Source organism: Streptomyces sp. NPDC046465 (assembly GCF_040646035.1).
GTDB lineage: Bacteria > Actinomycetota > Actinomycetes > Streptomycetales > Streptomycetaceae > Streptomyces.
In genome coordinates, this window is record NZ_JBEYZK010000013.1 from 1 (window position 1) to 18,988 (window position 18,988).

The 18,988-nt window shown below is 72.3% G+C and carries 13 protein-coding genes; 3 read left to right on the forward strand and 10 right to left on the reverse strand.

Going from position 1 to position 18,988, the window contains the following annotated elements:
- Positions 1-38 precede the first annotated feature (38 nt).
- Positions 39-1,610 carry a sodium:solute symporter family protein gene (locus tag ABZ953_RS20960; RefSeq protein ID WP_361725932.1) on the reverse strand — a complete coding sequence of 524 codons (1,572 nt, stop codon included), beginning with the start codon at positions 1,608-1,610 and terminating at the stop codon, positions 39-41.
- Positions 1,611-1,904: 294 nt separating this feature from the next.
- The gene (locus ABZ953_RS20965) at positions 1,905-2,699 is read right to left on the reverse strand and encodes an SDR family oxidoreductase (protein ID WP_361725935.1); all 795 of its coding nucleotides are present in this window, start codon (positions 2,697-2,699) and stop codon (positions 1,905-1,907) included.
- Positions 2,700-2,789: 90 nt separating this feature from the next.
- Between ABZ953_RS20965 and ABZ953_RS20970 the strand changes: the two genes are divergently transcribed.
- On the forward strand, positions 2,790-3,629 hold the full coding sequence (locus tag ABZ953_RS20970; protein WP_361725938.1) for a hypothetical protein: 840 nt from the start codon (positions 2,790-2,792) through the stop codon (positions 3,627-3,629).
- 166 nt (positions 3,630-3,795) lie between these two features.
- On the opposite strand, the gene ABZ953_RS20975 is transcribed toward ABZ953_RS20970, so the two are convergent.
- The 3 genes from ABZ953_RS20975 to ABZ953_RS20985 all read right to left on the reverse strand — a co-directional run bounded on the left by ABZ953_RS20975 (position 3,796) and on the right by ABZ953_RS20985 (position 6,137).
- Positions 3,796-4,005, reverse strand: coding sequence for a DUF397 domain-containing protein (locus ABZ953_RS20975; RefSeq protein WP_361725941.1), 210 nt, complete (start codon positions 4,003-4,005; stop codon positions 3,796-3,798).
- 250 nt (positions 4,006-4,255) lie between these two features.
- Complete coding sequence (locus ABZ953_RS20980) at positions 4,256-5,113, reverse strand: helix-turn-helix transcriptional regulator (protein WP_361725944.1); 858 nt, start codon at positions 5,111-5,113, stop codon at positions 4,256-4,258.
- A gap of 259 nt (positions 5,114-5,372) precedes the next feature.
- Positions 5,373-6,137, reverse strand: a complete 765-nt coding sequence (locus ABZ953_RS20985) for a GPP34 family phosphoprotein (protein WP_361725947.1) — start codon at positions 6,135-6,137, stop codon at positions 5,373-5,375.
- Positions 6,138-6,357: 220 nt separating this feature from the next.
- Here ABZ953_RS20985 and ABZ953_RS20990 point away from each other — a divergent pair, with 220 nt between their 5' ends.
- Positions 6,358-8,766, forward strand: a complete 2,409-nt coding sequence (locus tag ABZ953_RS20990; protein WP_361725950.1) for a D-alanyl-D-alanine carboxypeptidase — start codon at positions 6,358-6,360, stop codon at positions 8,764-8,766.
- Between the two features lie 198 nt (positions 8,767-8,964).
- Positions 8,965-10,815, forward strand: coding sequence for an MFS transporter (locus ABZ953_RS20995; RefSeq protein WP_361725953.1), 1,851 nt, complete (start codon positions 8,965-8,967; stop codon positions 10,813-10,815).
- Positions 10,816-10,837: 22 nt separating this feature from the next.
- Here the strand turns inward: ABZ953_RS20995 and ABZ953_RS21000 are convergent, their stop codons facing one another.
- The 5 genes from ABZ953_RS21000 to ABZ953_RS21020 are packed head-to-tail and all read right to left on the reverse strand — an operon-like array spanning position 10,838 to position 18,954.
- A complete protein-coding gene (locus tag ABZ953_RS21000; protein ID WP_361725956.1) occupies positions 10,838-12,133 on the reverse strand; it encodes an alpha-glucoside ABC transporter substrate-binding protein in 1,296 nt (431 codons plus the stop codon).
- Positions 12,130-13,332: a hypothetical protein gene (locus tag ABZ953_RS21005; RefSeq protein WP_361725959.1), complete on the reverse strand. Its 1,203-nt coding sequence runs from the start codon at positions 13,330-13,332 to the stop codon at positions 12,130-12,132. The genes ABZ953_RS21000 and ABZ953_RS21005 overlap by 4 nt, the downstream gene beginning before the upstream one ends.
- Positions 13,329-14,753, reverse strand: coding sequence for a vWA domain-containing protein (locus tag ABZ953_RS21010; RefSeq protein ID WP_361725962.1), 1,425 nt, complete (start codon positions 14,751-14,753; stop codon positions 13,329-13,331). The genes ABZ953_RS21005 and ABZ953_RS21010 overlap by 4 nt, the downstream gene beginning before the upstream one ends.
- On the reverse strand, positions 14,702-17,098 hold the full coding sequence (locus ABZ953_RS21015) for a tetratricopeptide repeat protein (RefSeq protein WP_361725965.1): 2,397 nt from the start codon (positions 17,096-17,098) through the stop codon (positions 14,702-14,704). Before ABZ953_RS21015 ends, ABZ953_RS21010 begins: the two co-directional genes overlap by 52 nt.
- Before the next feature lie 41 nt (positions 17,099-17,139).
- Entirely contained in the window at positions 17,140-18,954 is a 1,815-nt protein-coding gene (locus ABZ953_RS21020) for a trypsin-like peptidase domain-containing protein (protein WP_361725968.1), read from the reverse strand.
- Positions 18,955-18,988: the final 34 nt, after the last annotated feature.

Below are 18,988 nucleotides of genomic sequence, written 5' to 3' on the forward strand. Positions count from 1 at the left end.
CGTCTGCGGGGATCCCGGCAGACGCGACTGCGGCTCTTCTACGGTTGCTCGCGCAGTTCCCCGCGCCCCTGACGGGGCACCCCCACTCGCATAGGAGCCGCCCCGGCTGACCCGTCGTCGTCCGTATTGATGCGCTCGATGAGCGCGTCCCGCTCCGGCGTGTCCTCCGGCTTCACCCAGCCGATGACGATGTAGAGGACGAGCGAGACGGCCAGCGGGATCGACACCTGGTACTGGAGCGCGACACCGCCCTCGATCGCGTCGTCGATCGGGTAGTTGACCAGGTAGAAGGCGAAGAGCCCGAGCCCCCAGCTGGTCAGCGCCGCGGTCGGCCCGGACTTCCTGAACGTACGCAGCAGGCCCAGCATCATCGGGATCGCGATCGGCCCCATCAGACCGGCGACCCACTTGATGACGACCGTGATGATGTCCTTGAACGTGGGGGAGTTCACCTGCGTGGCGACCGCCATGGAGAGCCCCAGGAAGATCACCGTGGTCAAGCGGGCCGCGATCAGGCCCTTCCGCTCCGTCCAGGCCCGCGCCTTCGCGGAGAACGCCGGTGCCACGTCCCGCGTGAACACCGCCGCTATCGCGTTGGCGTCGGAGGAGCACATGGCCATGGTGTGCGAGAAGAAGCCGACGATGACCAGGCCCAACAGGCCGTGCGGAAGGAGCTGTTCGGTCATCAGGGCGTACGCGTCCGAGCCGTCGGGCTTCTTCGCGTCGACGAGGAGCGGCGACATCCACATGGGGAAGAACAGCACGACCGGCCAGACCAGCCACAGGATCGCGGAGAGCTTCGCGGAGCGCGCGGCCTCCTTGGCGTTGGCGGTCGCCATGTAGCGCTGGGCCTGGTTGAGCATGCCGCCGTTGTACTCGAAGAGCTTGATGAAGAGGAAGGCGAGCAGGAAGACCGTGCCGTAGGGGCCGACGAGCGGTTTGCCGTGGCCCGCGAGTTCCGGCTCGTCCCAGACGCCGAAGAAGCCGCCGTGCGGGCCGAGCTTGGAGACGACCGCCACGAACATGGCGACACCGGCGAGGAGTTGGATGATGAACTGGCCGAGCTCGGTCAGCGCGTCGGCCCACAGCCCGCCGATCGTGCAGTAGATCGCCGTGATCACGCCGGTGATCAGGATGCCCTGGTTGAGGGAGACGCCGGTGAAGACGGACAACAGGGTGGAGATCGCCGCCCACTTGGCGCCGACGTCCACGATCTTGAGGAGCATGCCGGACCAGGCGAGGGCCTGCTGGGTGCCCAGGTTGTAGCGGCTCTTCAGGTACTCCAGAGGTGAGGCCACGTGCAGCCGGGAGCGGAGCCGGTTGATGCGGGGGGCGAAGAGCCGGGCGCCGATGGCGATGCCGAGCGCGATGGGGAAGGACCAGGTGACGAAGGACGTCACGCCGTAGGTGTACGCGATGCCCGCGTAGCCGGTGAACATCACGGCGCTGTAGCCGGACATGTGGTGCGAGATGCCGGAGAGCCACCAGGGCATCTTGCCGCCGGCGGTGAAGAAGTCGCTGACGTTGTCGACCCGCTTGTGGGACCACAGGCCGATCGCGACCATCACGCCGAAGTAGCCGATGAGCACGGCCCAGTCGAGACTGTTCATATGGCCCTCCAGGGGTCCGCCTGGTGAACTGCGCATAGCTGGCTCGCACTTCGCCAGAACCGGCCGGAGGGGCCGGAGGGGCCGGGAACGGCCCGGAAGCGCCCGCTCATCGTGGGTTCGGCCACAGCCCGCCGACAACCGCCCGCAAGGTCAAGAGCAAGTAAATTCGTTCGCTTAACTGACTTGTGTTCACATACATGACCAGCGGGATTCTGGTTCGGGGAACAAAAAAGCGCCCCTTCAAGGGGCGCGGGGAACTGCGCGACCAGCCACGGCGGCCGCACGGCCAACCAACTACCTCATGAGCTCACCGGCGTTGACCAAGAGCGACTGCCCGGTGATGGCGCGGGCCCGGTCGGACGCGAGGAACACCACCGCGTCCGCCACGTCCCCGTCCGTCGCCAGATCCGGCAGAGCCATGCGCTCGGTGAGGCGGCCCCGCACCTCCTCCTCGGGCACGCCTTCCGAGTCCGCCGTGAACTGCACGTACGCCGCGACCGGCGGCCCCCACATCCAGCCCGGCAGCACGGTGTTGACCCGGATCCGGTCCGGGCCCAGCTCGTGCGCGAGCGAGTACATCGCCGAGGTCAGCGCGCCCTTCGACGCCGCGTACGCGGCCTGCCGCACCTGCGAGGGCGACGCGACCGCCGACTGTGTGCCGATGAAGACCACCGAACCGCCCCGGCGCTCCCTGAGCGCGGGCAGACAGGCGCGCGTCATGCGCAGGGTGCCCAGGAGATTGACGTCGATCACCTGCTGCCAGGTCGTGAAGTCCGCGTCCTCCACGCCGCCGAAGTGGCTGTCCCAGGCGGCGACATGGACGACCGCGTCGATGCCGCCGAAGCGCTCGCGGGCGAGCTCGGCGAGGGCCCGGCACTGCCGCTCGTCGGTGATGTCGGTGGGCAGGTAGGCGGTGCGGGTGCCTTCGGGGTCGATCTCGGCGGCCGTCTTGGCGAGGTTCGCCTCCGTGCGCGCCCCGAGGACGGCGTGCCCGCCGTCGCGCACGACGGCCGCCGCGACCTGGTGGCCGAGCCCGGCGCCGACGCCCGAGACGACGACGGTCTTTGACTCGAGGAGCGACGACTCCATGGGGCGCCTCCCGGCTCTGGCAGTTTGGCTGACGGGGCGTCAGAGTATGGGCGTCCACCGGAGGAAGGAAGAGGGAGGCAGGGGAGAAGCATGAGCGAGGACACCCGCAGCGACGTCTACGCCGAGCTGGCCGCCGTCGGGCCCTACGGAGTACACCCGGGGCACGCCCTGATCACCATGGTCGAACCGCACCCCGGGCACGAGTACGCGTACAACCGCTGGTACGAGGACGACCACTACTACGCCGGTGCGATGGCCATGCCCTGGATGTTCGCGGGGCGCCGCTGGGTGGCCACGCGCGAACTCCAGCTCCTGCGCTACCCAGCCAAGTCCGCGGTCGCCGAGCCGGTCACCGCGGGGTGCTACCTCTCCACGTACTGGGTGACGGAAGGGCGCTACGACGACCACATGAAGTGGACCGTCGGCATCAACAAGCGGCTCAACCGGGACGCCCGCGTCTACCAGGACCGGACCCACGTCTTCACCGCCTTCCAGGACCACGAGGCGACCGTCTACCGGGACGGCGCGGCGGGCCCGCGCGACTTCCACGCGCTCGACCACCCGTACAAGGGCCTGGTCCTGGAGGTCATCGACGCCGAGGGGCCGCAGCGGCGGGCCGAGCTCCTGGAGTGGCTGCGCGCCCGGCATCTGCCGCGCACCCTCACCGGCTCGCCCGCCGCGATGGTCACGCTGTTCCGTCCGACGCCGCTGCCGGGGGACCGGATGACGTATGTGAAGCAGGTCGAGGGCGTGGACACCCGCCTGACCCTGCTCTGGTTCCTCCAGGAGGACCCGCGGGACTGCTGGGAGGCATGGTTCGCCGGGCGGGAGGAGGCCGTGGCGGAGTCGGGACTCGGGCGGGTGGAGCTGGTGGCGCCGTTCGTTCCCACGGTGCCGGGCACGGACCAGTACGTCGACGCGCTGCGCTGACGGTCCGGGCAGGGGCGACGGTCCGCACGGGGGCCGAGCCCCCTCGGCCGGGACGGCGGGCCAGTCGAGAGGGCTCCTACGGTGGTGCTCATGCGGTGCTTATGCGGTGTTGTTGCGGTTGTTGCGGTTGTGTCCGCTGCCGGTATGCGCTGTGGGCGCTGCGGTCTCACGCTAGGTCGGCAGCCCCCCTGCTCACCTCGCTGACGAACGCGTTCCACGACTCGGCGGGGAAGGCGAGGACCGGGCCCTCGGCGACCTTGGAGTCGCGCACCGAAATCCCGCGCCGCACGGGCGACTTGACTTCGACGCACGCGCCGTTCCCCGTGGAGTAGGAGGACTTGACCCACGTGTGCGAAGCACCTTGCTGAATTGCCATGTTCGCTCCGGTTTTTTCCAGTTGTTGAGTTGCTGTCGCCGCATTGCTGCGGTAGCGCCAACGTTCTTGCTCGATGGCGTGAACGACGCTACTCGCCAACATCGTGGCGTGAAGGGATCGTTCACTCAACCGGATGGCATATTCCAGGTGGGTCTTCCGCGACGATGCGGCGAGGGTGTACCGTGCGCCGCTTTCACGCGGGCACGTCCGTCGGCACGTCCGTCGGTACGTCCGTCGGTACGTCCGTCGTTCAGCGTGCGTAGTCCTTCGCGATGTCCGCGATGAGCTGTCTGGACTGCTCCACGTTGAGCGCCTGAGCCCGCAAGTGCTCGTACATGACGCTGTATTGCTGGACATCATTCGCTTTTTCCAGATACAGGTCGCTCGTGACACCTTCGATGTAGACCACGCTGGAGTCGGCCGCGTCGGGGAACTCCAGGATCGCGTACTGACCGTTGAGCCCCGGGTGCGCGCCCATCTCGAAGGGGATCACCTGGACCGTCACGTGCGGCAGCTGGGACTGCTCGACGAGGTGCTCGAGCTGGTCGCGCATGAGGTGCCGGGAGCCGACGACACGGCGCAGCGCCGATTCGTCGAGCACGGTCCACAGGCGCAGCGGGCTGTCCGTCGCCGCCACGCGGTCCTGGCGGCGCATGCGCACCTGGACGCGCTTCTCGATGTCGGTCGGCGTGGTCTCCGGGAGCGCGCCGGTGATGAGCGCCTCGGCGTACGCGCGGGTCTGCAGCAGGCCGGGGACGACCTGCGGGTCGTACACGCGCAGGGACGCCGCGTCCGTCTCCAGGCCGATGTACACGCTGTACGGGATGTCGCCGAAGGAGTGCCACCAGCCCTGCTGGCGGGAGTCCTTGGCCATCTGCATGAGCGAGTCGACGACGCGGTGGTCCTCGACCTCGTAGACGCCGCAGAGGTCGCGGACGTCGCGCTGGCTGATCGAGCGGCGGCCGTTCTCGAGGCGGCTGATCTTCGACTGCGAGACCAGCAGGCGCTCGGCGACCTCCTCGGCCGTCATGCCCTTGAGCTCGCGGAGCCGACGGAGCTCCTGGCCCAACCGGCGTCGCCTGACAGTGGGATTGACATTGGACGCCACGGGACGCGCACCTCCGGCTTGCATGCCTCTACTTTGCGTATCTACTGCTCAGCAGAGTGCCACCAACTGGGCTGACACCGCTGGGAAACAGCGGATATGCGGCCGCGCGGGGCGGCGGTACCGAGGGGGCGTAGTCCGTCCTCCGGTATCGCTTCCCCGCGCGGCCCAGCGGCTCCCGAACCGGGTCTGGGGACTGCGGCGCGGCGCTGGTGCGGTGGTGCTGAGCGGTTACGTGATGGTGGTGCGGGCCGTGCTGTGCTCAGTGAGCGACGGCGCGTGCCATGGTTCCGCGGCGCGGTTGCAGAGGAACCCCGCCGGGGTCCGCTGTCGCCCTGGCCGGCTGCCGCCCACCGCCCGGCCCCGTGGGGCCCGCCGGTGCGGCGCTGCGACGCGGCTGTGCCGCCACGCCGTTCTGGACGTCCATCACGGCGTGCGCCACGAGGCCGCCCATCGGGTCGTGCCTGATCAGGTCCCGGAGCCGGGAGCGCGATGAACGCCCCTCGTTCCCGGGGTACAGATGCTTGCCGAGACCGACCGCGTGGGCCAGTGCGGCGAGCGCGGCGGTCCGCGGGTCCGGCGGTACGCCGGTGCGGATCGCCGAATCGAGCCGGGACCTGATTTCCCGGCTGATGGCCGTCTCCGTCGCTTGGTAGCGAGTCGTCGGCAGTACCCCGCACATCTGGCCCGCCACGGCATGAACCATGCCGCACCGCTCCAGGTGCGAGAGGTACGTCTGGCGGAGCCCCAGTCGGGGCCCGCCGATCCAGTGGACCGCCCGAACCGGGCTGCCGCGCCTGCGCAGCAGTTCCAGTGCGGAGTCCAGAGTCGGATCTCCGGTCGGCCGTGGCATCACCACGGCGATACGATCCCCGTCTGGGGCTATCCGTCCGGCCAGCGCCAGCTCCACTAGCTGTGCTCCGGCCAGACCGAGGTCGAGCGACTGCGGCTGCGCTGTGGTGCCCGTTGTCGGGTCCAAAGCGAGCAGCAGAAGCTCCTCCGGAATTGTTCTGCGGCTCCTGCCCATCCATGCCTCCCCGCGTGGATGAATGACAGGGTGACCCCTCTCACATTGGTCTGTCGAGAGCGCGTGGGCGGGATGTACGGGAACCAGTAGGTATGTCGTTCTCGTCTACCACGGGGGTTAAGCCCTCACACAGGACACTGGTACACGGTTCGGACAGTGGGGTCCGGCCCGGTTTGGCGCACGGTCAGTACACGGTCAGCATTCAGCATCGGCATACGGCATGGCGTACGAGGAGGCATCGGTGGCGGGCGAGACCCCCGACAGGTCGAAGCAGCGGAAGTCGTCGGGGAACCCGACTGCGGCGGATTCTTCTGAGTCGGCGCCGGAGGAACGAGACCCGCGTCTCGCGATGACCCGCGAGACGCCGGAGGTTCGGGAGGACAACGCGACCGCGGTCTTCTCGACGAAGGACGTCGCAGGGAAGGCGGCTGGTTCCGAGCCCGAGCCCGAGGCGGAGCCTGAGCCCGAGCCGGAGCCCGAGCCTGGCCCCAAGGGCGAGGCGGGCGGCGACGCGCGGCTGCGGGACGCGGTGGCGGCGTGGGTCGCGACCTCGGACGAGGAAACGCCCGAGGAGGCGCCTGAGGAGACACCTGAGGTGACACCCGAAGGCGGGGAATCGGCCGGGAAAGAGCCCTCGACCGGCAGTGACGCTTCTGCGGAAGCCGAGGCCGAGGCCGACGCCGAGGGCAAGGGCGAGGGCGAGGACGAAGCCGGGGGCGAGGCGAGGGACGAGGACGCCCCGGCCGCCGAGGACGACGACGCTTCCGCGAAGAGCGAAGACGCTCCGGCCGCCGACAGCGACGACGCCCCTGCCAAGGACGACGCCCCCGCCAAGGACGACAACAAGTCCACCAGCACCGAAACCGGTATCGACCAGGCCACTGCCGTCTTCAAGATGCCGTCTCCGGAGGATGCCGCCAAGGCGCCCGAGGAGAAGCCCGAGAAGAAGCCCGGCAAGAGCGTCGACCAGCCCACCACCATGCTCAAGCTGGGCGACCACAAGAACGCAAAGGGCACTGCAAAGCCCAAGCCCGAGCCTAAGCCCAAGCCCACGTCCGAGACGGACGCCGAGCGGACCAGCAAGTTCGTCGCGCTGAAGCCCCTCGACGAGCCGTCCGCCAAACCGGCCCCCAAGGCCACCCCCGGCGACGAGCCCAAGCCGGACGCGAAGGCCGCCCCGAAGACTGGCCCGAAGGCCGCCCCGAAGGGCGCCACCGCCGCATCGGCCGCCGCACCGGCCTCCGGCGCCGCGTCCAAGCCCGCCCCGCCCACCCCCCAGGCGCCCCCGCCGATAGAGCGGACCACCCAGCAGCCCCTGCCGCCCAAGCCGCCGATCGACCTGCTCGCCGAGCTGACGAACACCCCGGCGCCGCCCGAGACGCGGACCCGCACCGCGGTGCGCCGGGTCAAGATCTGGACGCCGCTGGTCCTGCTCATGATCGTCGTCTTTGCAGTCGTACAGGCCGTACGGCCGCTGCCGACGCCCACGCTGAAGCTCACCGCGCAGGAGACCGTCTCCTTCGAGGGCGGCAAGCCGTCCCTGCCGTGGCCGGGCCAGGGCCAGGCCGCGATGGACGTCAACGGCATCGGCTCGTTCGGTACGTCGGGCGCCCAGAAGCCCGTGCCGATCGCCAGCATCGCCAAGGTCATGACGGTCTACCTGATCCTGCGCGACCACCCGCTGAAGAGGGGCGGCGACAGCGGCCCGAAGATCCCGGTCGACGCCGCCGCGCAGAAGCACTACGAGACCGGCAAGGCGGAGAACGAGTCCGTCGTGAAGGTCACCGAGGGCCAGAAGATCACCGAGTACGAGGCGCTGCAGGCGGTCATGCTGCCGTCCGCGAACAACATCGCCAAGCTGCTCGCCCGGTGGGACACCAAGAGCGGCTCCGAGGACGCGTTCGTCGAGAAGATGAACAAGACCGCCAAGGAGCTGGGCATGAAGAACACCCGCTACACGGACCCCAGCGGCCTCGACAAGACGACCGTCTCCACCGCCGAGGACCTCGTGAAGCTCGGCCGTGCCGCGATGGAGAACCCGGTCTTCAACGAGATCTCCCGCCTGCCCAGCTACAAGGACCTCAACGGCGACAAGCAGAACAACTTCTTCGGCCTCGTCCCGACCGTCGCGATCGGCATCAAGACCGGCACGACCACCGCGGCCGGCGGCAACATCCTCTTCGCCGCGGAGAAGAAGGTCGGCGGCAAGACGCAGACGATCATCGGTGCCGCCCTCGGCCAGTACGGCAAGAACGGCGTCGCCAACATCGACGAGGTCACCGGCGTCACCCGCAAGCTCATCGAGGCAGGCCAGGGCGCGCTGACCGCGAAGACGATCGTGAAGAAGGGCGACGTCGTCGGCCAGGTCGACGACGGTCTGGGCGGTACGACCCCGGTCGTCGCCACCAAGGACGTCTCCGCGGTGGGCTGGTCCGGTCTGACCGTCAAGCTGATGCTCGACGAGGACAAGGGCAAGGCCGTCCCGCACTCGGCGAAGGCGGGCACCGAGGTCGGTGTGCTGCACGTCGGTGACGGCAAGGGCAAGGGCGACGCCGTCGAGGTGCCCATCGCGCTCCAGAAGGACCTGGCCGAACCGGGCCTCGGCGCCAAGCTGACCCGCGTCGGCTGACCCGAGGCCTGTGTCGGAAGTCCCGTCGGACCCCCACGGGAGGAGGCCCCACCCCGGGTCTCCTCCCGTGCCCGCGTGCTAGCGTCACAAACTCGGGGGGTAGTACGCCGGGGCGGAAAACGAGTGTTCCGGGACGAGCTCTCGTCGGCACGGACCCGGGGTACTCCGGAAACACGGACGACACGGGGAGAACCTCCAGTGGCCACAGCGGAGCCGACGCGCGCCGATCACGACGCCGCCGCGCCTGACACGGGCGAAGGCCGCCGTAGCGGTACGCGAATACAGCTGCCGGGCCAGCGCCGCGGATCCGAGGACGGACCCGTCCCCTCGCGCTCGCGGCGCTTCCTCCGCCACCCGGTGACGATCACGACGGCGGTCGCCGCCGTCCTGCACGTCGTCTGGTTCCTCGTCTTCGCCAACAGCGGCGGCGACCTCGCGGCGCAGGACGCCTGGGCCGAGTTCGTCGGACGGCACCCCGCCTCCGCGTACAACCTCGGCTGGTACGGCGGCATGCACCCGGTGTCGTACAGCGTCATCTCGCCGTATCTGATGTCCGTGCTCGGCGTGCGGACCACGATGATGATCGCGGGGACCGTCTCCGCCTCGCTGCTCACGCTGATCCTGATGCGCAGCCGTGCGGTGCATCGGCTGCTCTGGCCCACCGTCGCGGGCGTCTTCGCGCTGCTGTGCAACGCGGTGTCGGGGCGCGTGACGTACGGCCTCGGTCAGATGTTCGCGCTCATGGCGGTCGCCGCCGTCTTCTGCTGGCCCTACCGCTGGCGCTACAAGCGGTGGGCGAAGGCGCTGGTCGCGGCGCCGTTCGCGGCGCTCGCGACGATGGGCAGCCCGGTGGCCGGGCTCTTCGTCGGCCTCGTCGCCGTCGCGCTGTTCCTCAGCAAGCGCTACCCGGGCGCCTACGCGCTCGGCATCGCGCCCGCCATCGTCGTGGGTCTCTCCGCGTGGCTCTTCCCGTTCTCCGGCACGCAGCCGATGTCGTTCGGCTCGGCGTCGCTGCCGCTGCTCTTCGCCGTCCTCGTCTACTACGCCGTGCCGCGGGAGTGGAAGACCGTACGGATCACGACGGCCGTGTACGGGGCGTTCGTGCTCGGCGTCTGGCTGATCAACTCGCAGATCGGCTCCAACATCTCGCGCCTCGCGATGTCCTTCGCGGGCGTCGCGCTGCTCGCCGCGCTCCCCTTCACCGTGCCGAAGTCCCGCAAGTGGTACGTGATCGTCGTGGCGTTCACCGGCTTCGTCGGCTGGGTCGGCTACAAGGCCGTCGACGACATCGTGCACACGTCGTCGGACGCCTCCTGGACGCGTGAGGTCGCGCCGCTGGTGCACGAGCTGAAGGAGCGGGGCGCCGCCAAGGGCCGCGTCGAGGTGGTGCCGGCCCGCAGCCACCGCGAGGCGTCCGCGCTCCCCGCGTACGTACAGCTCGCCCGGGGCTGGAACCGGCAGGCCGACATGGAGCGCAACCCGCTCTTCTACGACGACACCCTCAACTCGGCGAACTACCACGAGTGGCTGCAGCGCTGGGCCGTGCACTACGTGGCCGTCCCCAAGGGCGAGCCCGACGGCGACGGCGGCAAGCGCGAGACGCAGCTCATCTCGGACGGCCTGCCGTATCTGAAGCAGGTGTGGGTCGACTCCAACTGGAAGCTGTACGAGGTCACCGACCCGATCGCGCTCGCCGGGCCGCACGCCGTCGTGGAGCGCGCCGAGCAGGGCGAGATGACCCTGCGCGTGAAGGAGCCCGGCCGCGTCCTGATCCGGATCCCGTACTCGCCGTGGCTGAGCATCGTCGACGCCAAGGGCAAGGGCGTCGAGCGGCCCAAGGAGACCGACGCGTCCAAGCAGCGGCGCGAGCACGACGACCGGCAGCCCCGCGAGTACTCCAACGTGAACGGCTGCCTCCTTGAGGCCGAGGAGGACCACAACGGCGACGAGTGGGTCGAACTGCTCGCGCCGAAGGCGGGCGCCTACCGGCTCGGCTCGCCCTACCAGCTGCCCCGCGGCACGGCCTGCCCGGAGGAGATGCGGCACTGACAGGGCCTGTCGACGGGGCCTGTCAGCCGCCCGGCGGCGCGCAGATCCCGGACGTGGGCAGGTGCCCGGGGCCCGCGTCCGCCGCGGCCTCCGCGCGCACGGTGTCGAGCTGGTCGAGGAGCGCGTCGAGCCGCCCGTCGGACGGGTCCCTGAAGTAGTGCAGGACGGCCCGGTGGAAGGCGTCGCGCAGGCCCGGCGGCATCACGTCCGAGGCGTCGAAGCACAGCGTCCGCGCGTCGGTCGTGAGTATCCCGGCGATGCGGCGGCCCGTGGGGTCGGTGGGCTGGGGGTCGGTCGCGTCGGGGAACAGCGGCCGCAGCTCCGTCCTCGCCCCGGCCCGCCAGAGCCTGCGGGCCCGCTCGCCCGAGAGCCGGTCGACGAGGGCCCGCGCGGCGGGCTCGCGGGTGAACACCGCGGCCATGTCGCCCGCCACTTCGTAGGCACCGTCGTAGGCGGTCCTGCCGTCCAGGAAGCCCGCCGCAGGGTCGACGCGGACCCGGTCGTCCGCGTACAGGTAGCGGATGAAGGCGCTCTGGTGCTCGTGCGTGCAGCGGGGCGTCAGGGAGTCGAGGAGGCCGCGCGGGCCGCCGCCCTTCGCCGGGTCGGGCGTGCCCTCGTAACGCGTGGTCAGCGACTGGTCGACCGACGCCTTGGAGCGGTCGCCGAGGAGCTTCGCCCAGGTCGTCCACGCCCTGCGGACGCGTGGATCGTGCCAGCTGAGGTGCCCGGTGGCCCACTGCGTGTACGCGGCGGGGCCCGCCTGGTGCAGCAGGATGTCCTCCACCCAGTCGGTGCCGGGCCAGCCGGAGGTGGCCTGCGAGGCGAGGCCCACGCACCACGCGGGCGCCGCCGCCGACCGCCCCTCCCTGCTCCACACCAGGCTCTTGAGGTCGACCTTCAGCGGCACCCAGTAGGTGCGGCGCAGGCCGTCCACGGCGAGGGGCAGGGACCAGGGCGGGTAGGCGCGGGCGGTGGCGGCGCGGTCGAGCGGGGTGAGGCGGCCCGCGCGGGCGTACTCGGTGAGTTCGCCGATGCTGTTGAGGATGGCCACGTCCGGCGGGTCGCCCGCCTCCAGCTGCGCGCCCAGCGTCTCGCGCAGGGAGCGGGTGCCCTGGTAGGTGTACGCCTTCCCGGTGCCGTCGTCGAGACGGTGCAGCATCTTCTCGAAGGCCTCGCCCTCGGGGCCCGTCCAGGGACCGAGGACGACGAGCGTCTCGGGCCGCTCGCCGCCCCCGCAGGCGCCGGTGACGGCCAGCAGACAGGCCGCGAGGAAGGCACGGAAGGCGCCACGGAGAACAGGGCGCCACGGCCGCTTCACGTGGCGGCTCCCGGGCGGGAGATGAGGACGTACTCGCGGCGGTAGGCGTAGAGCGTGACGCCCGTGAGTGCGGCGCAGGCGAGGCCGACGGGCGTCACCATCGGCGCGGCCCCGTCGAGGGAGGAGAGGCGGCCCGCGGCCAGGTCGTGGTGCGCGCGGGCGTCGAGGGAGGCGATGAGCAGCGGGTCCGGGCGGCCGAAGGGGCGGTCGTCGGCGGCCGACTCGATCGCCGGTGACGTCCGGTCGGCCAGGTCACCCGCGATGGACACCACCCGCTGCTGTGCGCGGTGGGCGAGGACGGCGTCGGTGGCCAGGAACGGCACGGCGAGCAGCGGCACCGCGGCCACCAGGAGCGGGACGCTGACGTACAGGTGCAGGCGGTGGTGGAGGAAGAGCTGGGTGCGCCACAGGCCGCACGCGAGCAGGCCGAGGGCGAGGGCGGCGAGCACGGCCGCGGCGATCACCGGGCCGCCGAGCGCGGCGCGGTCCGCGAGCCTGGCGCGCAGGTGGTCCTCCAGGGTGGCGATGCGGTCGACGACGGCGGTCGCGTCGGACCCTGTGCCCGGTCGGCAGGACGGGTAGCCGTCCGGGTCGGCCCGCCCGGCGGTCGCGGGGGCCGAGCAGAGCATGCTGCGGGCGTAGGAGAGCCCGGCGGCGCGCAGCGCGGGGTCGGCGACGTTGTTCTGCGCGAAGGCGATCCACGTGCCGTAGTCGACGACGAGCCCGGAGACCACGTCGAGCTCCTGGCGTTCGACGGTGGTCAGGGCGCCGCTGCGGGCCACCTGGTTGAGGCGCTGCACGGCCCGTGTGGTGCGGGTGCTGTACCGCTTGCTCAGGCCGCTGAGCTGGACCGCCTCCCCGGCGGCCAGGCTGTCCTCGGCCTCGCGATCGGCGATGCGCAGGGACGTCTCGGCCTCGGCGAGGCCGACGAGCGCGGGCGTGAAGCTGTCGCGCAGGGCCGCCGAGTCGTCGCGGATCCCGGCGTATGCCCAGCCGAACGTGGCGGCCGCGACGACGGTGAGCAGCGGCAGGGCGACGAGCCGCTCGCGCAAGTAGGCGCGGTTGCGCGGCTGTTCGGTGAGCGGCACGGGCCAGGCGTGCCGGAGCAGGCCGCGCAGCACGCCGGAGGCGATCAGCCGGGCGGTCTGTCGGACGGTCTGTCGGGCGTTCTGCCGTGCGGTGTGGCGGCGGCCCGTCACGGAGTGCCGCCCGGGGGTGGGGGCGGGGAGGCGCCGGGCAGGACGGTCGTGCTCGACTGGATGCGGGCCGCCTCCACATCGAACCTGTCGATGCGGTCGCGGAGTTCGACCGCGCCCCGGCCTGAGTCGCGGACGCGCACGAGGCGCCGCAGATGCTCCTGCATGGCGGTGTCGCCCGCTTCGACGGCGAGCCGCCAGGCCGTGCCGAGCAGCGTCTCGGCCGCCGGGCGCCTGCCGTGCTTCAGCTCGGCGCAGGCCTCCTCGAAGGTGCGGTGCAGCTCTTCCTCGTGCCGGTAGTGGGTGACCTGGGGGTCGAGGCGGCTGTAGAGGTCGGCGTCGTCGGTCCAGCGCATCAACACGGGCTGCGCGGGCGGGAGTTCAACCGTCGGCGGGCCGTCCGTGTCGAGCTCGACCTCGGTGAGCAGGAGTTCCTTGCCGAGCTGCGCCGGGTCGTAGGGCGCGCCGACGCAGAGCAGGTAGGCGCGGGTCTCCGCACCGCACGGGCCGAGCCCGTACTCCTCGACGGGGCCGCCCGCGCCCGTGGACACGCCGGACAGGTCGACGTGGTCGGGGCTGAGCGCGGACCGCGTCGGATGGACCTGCTCGAAGGAGTACGGGCGCACCCCGGCCCGGTGGTAGAGGCGCAGCCGCAGGCCGGTGACGTCGCGGTCGGCGGCCCGCCCGGTGAGCGCGGCCAGCTCCTCCGGCAGCCGGGTCAGGTCGGCGACGGCGCGGGTGCGGCCGCCCAACGCGCCGCCGATCAGCAGGAGTTCCTCGGTCTCCCAGGCGTCCCCGATCCCTACGACGTCGCAGGCGAAGGCGCCCGCGCACCGCTCGACGCGCTCCCGCAGCTCGGCGCGCGTCTCGTAACCGGGCTCGTTCTTGCCGTCGGTGAGCAGCAGCGCGTGGCGTACGTAGCCGCCCGCACCGGCGGCGGGCAGGTCGTGGAAGAGGTGCCTTGCCCGCTCCAGCCAGGTGCCCATCGCGGTGCCGCCGCCCGGCGTGCAGTCGTGCAGGGCGGCCTCCGCCGCGGCCCGGGACTCGGCGTGCGCGACGGCGAGACCGGGCCGCCTCGGATAGATCATGGCGGTCCTGTCGCCCCCGGCGACCAGGGCGAACAGCGAGCCGTCCGGGATGCGGGCCAGCGCGCTCACGGCGGCGGCGCGGGCGGCGGCGAGCCGGCTCGGCGGCATCACCATCGACGAGGAGTGGTCGATGAGCAGGACCTCGGCGAGCCGGGGGCGCACGGTGGCCTCGGGCGGCGCGGGCGCGGCGCCGGGTCTGCGCACGGTCACCGTGAGGACGGCGTACATCCGGGCCGCTTCCGCCGCGCCCGGCGAGCGGGGCCGGGGCAGCTCGACGACCTGGCTCACTTCGAGGGCGACCGAGGCGGCCGGTTCCTGATCTTCTTGCCCAGCCATGGGGTGTCCTTGCCGAGTCGGGAGTGCCGGAGTCCGAAGGGGCGTACCGCGTAGGCGCGGTCGAGGAGGAGCTCGGCGAGGGGGGTGCCGGTGTCGTCGGCCGCGGCCGGGGCGTCGCGGGCCGCCTGGTGGGCCAGGCCCCGGTAGAACCCGGCCAGGTCGGTGCGCAACCCCCGCTCGTGCGCCGGGAATTCGAGTACCGGGTCGGCGTGCGCGGCGACGGCCCGCAGCTCGGCGGCGCTCATGCCCCCGCCACGGCTTTCGCCTCCCCCCTCGCCACTGCTCTCGCCCGCGTCGAGCAGGCGGTGCGCCGCGCCCCACACCTCCGCCTTCATCCGTACGCGGGACTGTTCGTCGGTCAGGCCGTGCGCGGAGAAGAGCTGGGCAAGCGCGCGCACCGCCGCGCCCAGACCGGCCGCGTCCCGCGCGTGGTCGACGCGGATGCGCACCGCCGCGGTACGGGCGGCGGTGCGGTGCCGGGAGTGCTGGGGCACCGCGTCGAGGGCGGCGATGGCGGCGGTGAGGGCGTCGGGGCCGCCCAGCGCGAGCCGCGCCCGGACGGCGCCGAACGCGGCGCTGCCCAGCGAGGGGTTGCGCAGCCGTACCGCCTCGTAGAACGTCAGGGCCTCGTGCCGCCGGCCGAGCCGCTCCGCGCAGTAACCGAGGGCCAGCTTGGGCGCGTACTCACCGGGGATCGCGCCGTAGACCCGGTCGAAGTGGCCGCGGGCCTCCGCCACCCGCGAGCGGGCCAGCGCGAGCAGCCCCCGGTGCCAGTCGAGCCGCCAGTCGTACGGGGCGTGGGCGGGACCTATGGCGTCCTCGGCCAGGGCGAGCGCGGTCTCGGCGTCGGTGAGCGGCCCGCGGTCCGTGCGCGGCGCCGTCCGCAGCCGCAGCCTGCACCGCAGCAGGTGCACCTCGGGGGAGTCCCGCCAGTCGCCGGTGTGCTGGAGCAGCGCCTCAGGGTCGTCGTCGCTGAGCCTGCTGAGCTCGCCGTGGTGGTCGTCGTCCGGGTCGGGGCGCGGCACCGGAAGGCGCCGGGCCACCTCGGGCGGGTCGGGCGCGGGGTGGCCCGGCGGCGAGAGCGGTGCCGCCGCCCAGCGTGACACCTCGGGGGCCGCGCCGAGGCCGCCGTCCAGGGCGTGCGCGGACTGTAGAAAGAGCGGCGAGGGTTCGAAGGTCTCCGCCCCGGTCCGCAGCGAACGCAGTTCGCGGAAGACGCCGCGGAGCTGCTCGTCCATCTCCCTGGCCGTGGCGAAGCGGCCCGCGCGCCCGGTGCGGGTGGCGCGGCGCAGAACCCTGGCGAGGGAGACGAGGCCGAGCCCGCGGTGGTCGGCGGCGGCGTCGTCCAGCGGGGCGAGCGCCGCCAGGTCCGCCAGATCGTGCCGGGTCGCGCCGATGCCGCACAGGGTGCGGAGCGTCTCGCCGAGGCTGAACAGGTCGTCCTGCGGGGCGGATTCGCCGCGCTCGCCGACGCTGGGCGCGCGGAAGGGGGCGGTGGTGAGTCCGGGCGCGCCCGCGCGGCGCACGCTGCCGACGTCGACGAGCTTGGTGGTGGAGCCGTCGTGCATGACGTTCGGCGGCTTCAGGTCGCCGTACACCTTGCCGCGCTCGGGGGCGTGCAGATGCGCGAGCGCGGCCAGGATCCGCACGCCGTACGCGAGCACGAACTCCAGGAAGCGTTCGCGGCCGAACTCCTCGGGGCGGGCGTGCGCGCGGTCCCTGACCTCTTCGAGGTTGAGCCCGTCGACGTACTGGAGGACGAGGAAGTCCCCGACGCCGGAGTGGTGCCCGTAGTTGAACACCCGGATGAAGCCGTCGTGGTTCAGCTCGACGAGCTCTTTGCGCTCGCCTTTGAGGAGGCTGTACGAGTCCGCGGCGAGCTCCGCGTGCAGCATCTTCACGGCGACCGCCCGGTCGTCGACCTTCGTGTCGTGCGCGAGGCAGACCTCGCCCATCCCGCCGTAGCCGAGCGGCCGCACCAGGCGGTACTGCCCCGCGAGCAGCGTGCCGGGCGGCAGCGGAAGGCCGCTCGGGGCGTCCGGGGCGTCCGGGGCGTCCGGGGCGTGCGGACCGGGCCCGCCGCTGTCCGCGCGGTCCAGGAGGGTGATCTCGGGCAGGACGGTGGGGTCGGGGTGCTCGGACGGCAGGTCGACGCGGGCGGGGCGCGGCGGGGGCCCGGTGGTGAAGCCCGGCTCGACGATCCAGTTCTGGGAGGATTCCGGCTCTCGCTCTTGAGAGCCGGGGCCGGTGTCGATGTCGCTCTCCGGGCGGTCCGCGGCGGAGTGCAGCCCGGTGTACGGATCGATGCGCTCGCCGCTGGCCAGGCAGTACCCGGTGGGCGTCACGGTGCCCGAACACCCGGGCTGAGGACAGGTCTTGACGGCCATCACGCGTCACCGCCGGTATCGGCACCCGCATCCGCACCTGCATCCGTATCCGTATCCCTACCCGCGTCCCCGTCCGCCAGGCGCCGCACCACCCGCGTGAACGCCGCGACCGCCCGCTCGGCGTCGGCCAGCGGGCAGGGCCCCGCCATCAGGAGCCGCTGCGCCTCGCGGTACGGGCCGACCGCGTCGGGGTGTTCGGCGAGGCCGCGCCGGGCGAGCCGGGCCAGGTGGTCGCGGAGAAGGCCGCGCAGCCGAAGGTGCTCGTCGAGCACATCGCGCAGCCCGCTCTCGGCGCGCTCGGCCCGCAACAGATAGGTTTCCACGGCCTGTTCGGCGTACGAGAGCTTCTCCAGGAGACGCGGTCCGCCGCGCCCGGCCGAGGGCGGCAGTTCGTTGCTGAGCTGTACGGTCCACAGCGCGGCCCGTGCCGCGTACGCGGTGGCGACCGGCGGGTCGACGACGTGCGGCTCCACGCGGTGGAAGAGGCGCCGGGCGTTCCGTTCGGTGTCGGCGAGGACGTCGACGCGGGTGCCGATCCGCTGCAGCCACTGCGCGGCGCGCTCGGCGGGCAGCAGCCGCTCCGCGAGGGCGTAGGTGAAGCCGTGGGTGCTTGAGCGCACCACGAGCAGCAACCGGGCGCCGGAGTCGGCGAGTTCACCGAGGAGGCGGGCGGAGGTGGCCGGGTCGGTGGGGGACCGGTCGGCGTAGAGGACGGCGACGGCGGGGCGCCGCCGTGGGGTGGTGTGCCCGCGCGCCGCGCGCCCGTGGCGCAGTTCGTGCCGCAGGACCGCGAGGGCCTCGCGCAGCTCGGGCCGCCCGGGGTCGTCGAGCGCGGCGCCCTCCAGGTCGAGGGCGAGGGCGATGCTGCCGACCTGCGGCGCGATCCCGGCACGGGACAGCAGCGAGTCGCCGCCCGCCGGGAACTCGACCGGTCGTACGGCCAGCTGGGGCGACTGTTCGCGGTCGGCCATGTTCAGGACGACGTACAGGGCCTGGCGTGCCCGGTCGTCGTCCTCGGCGATGAAGAGGACCTCGGCGTCCCACGCGTCGGCCTCGCCGTTCAGCCAGCGGGTGACGGTGCGCTGCAAGCCGTGCGGGCGGGCCGTGCGGGCCGCGTCCGCCGAGACGACGCGGTGGCCGGGGATGGCGTGCGGCCCGGTCACGTGCCGCTCGGCGAAGTGCCGGAAGTACTTGGCGACGGTGGCCGCCGGGATCATGTAGCCGCGCTCGCCCCGCTCGTCGGCCTGCGCCAGGATGCCGAGGAGCCGGTCCGTGCCCTCCTCCCGTACGCCCGCCCCGCTGAACCCGCCCCGCAGCCGCCCCGCGGCCCCCGCCTCCGCGCCCGCCCCCGCCCCCGCCCCCGTGAGGTCGATCTGCACCCGCTCGTCACCCTCGCCGCCGGGCCCCCGGCAGGCGCCGGTGAGCCACTGGCCGCCCGACCGGTGCGCGGGGAAGCCGTCTATGAGGACCGTGGCTCCCCGGTAGTCGAGCGTGCGGTGCAGCGTGATGGGGGAGGGCAGCGGCGCGGGGCCGTCAAGGACGAGCACCGCGAGGTCGCCCTGCGCCTTGCCGAAGGCGGGCACCCAGTGTCCGGCCTCTACGGTCGCGGTGCGGTGCGGGGTGCGCTGCAGGCCCTGGAGCAGCGGGAACTCGACCTGTACGCGGTCGGGGCGCAGGCCGGTGGCCGGGTCGCGGATCACATGGGCGCAGGTGAGGACACGGTCGGTGCCGAACAGCACCCCGGCGCCCAGGACGTCACCGCTCCCCGAGGCCGCCCACCGCCGCAGCCGCACCCGCCAACTCGAATGGTCCATCGGAGAGTTGATGCCCCCGTCCGCAGCGCCCGCA

Bases quoted from the DNA above. Each gene is read 5' to 3' on its own strand.
- ABZ953_RS20975 (WP_361725941.1), bottom strand. From the start codon at position 4,005: ATGGCAATTCAGCAAGGTGCTTCGCACACGTGGGTCAAGTCCTCCTAC.
- ABZ953_RS21010 (WP_361725962.1), bottom strand. From the start codon at position 14,753: ATGGCTGGGCAAGAAGATCAGGAACCGGCCGCCTCGGTCGCCCTCGAA.
- ABZ953_RS21020 (WP_361725968.1), bottom strand. From the start codon at position 18,954: ATGGACCATTCGAGTTGGCGGGTGCGGCTGCGGCGGTGGGCGGCCTCG.
- ABZ953_RS20990 (WP_361725950.1), top strand. From the start codon at position 6,358: ATGGCGTACGAGGAGGCATCGGTGGCGGGCGAGACCCCCGACAGGTCG.
- ABZ953_RS20965 (WP_361725935.1), bottom strand. From the start codon at position 2,699: ATGGAGTCGTCGCTCCTCGAGTCAAAGACCGTCGTCGTCTCGGGCGTC.
- ABZ953_RS20960 (WP_361725932.1), bottom strand. From the start codon at position 1,610: ATGAACAGTCTCGACTGGGCCGTGCTCATCGGCTACTTCGGCGTGATG.
- ABZ953_RS20985 (WP_361725947.1), bottom strand. From the start codon at position 6,137: ATGGGCAGGAGCCGCAGAACAATTCCGGAGGAGCTTCTGCTGCTCGCT.
- ABZ953_RS20970 (WP_361725938.1), top strand. From the start codon at position 2,790: ATGAGCGAGGACACCCGCAGCGACGTCTACGCCGAGCTGGCCGCCGTC.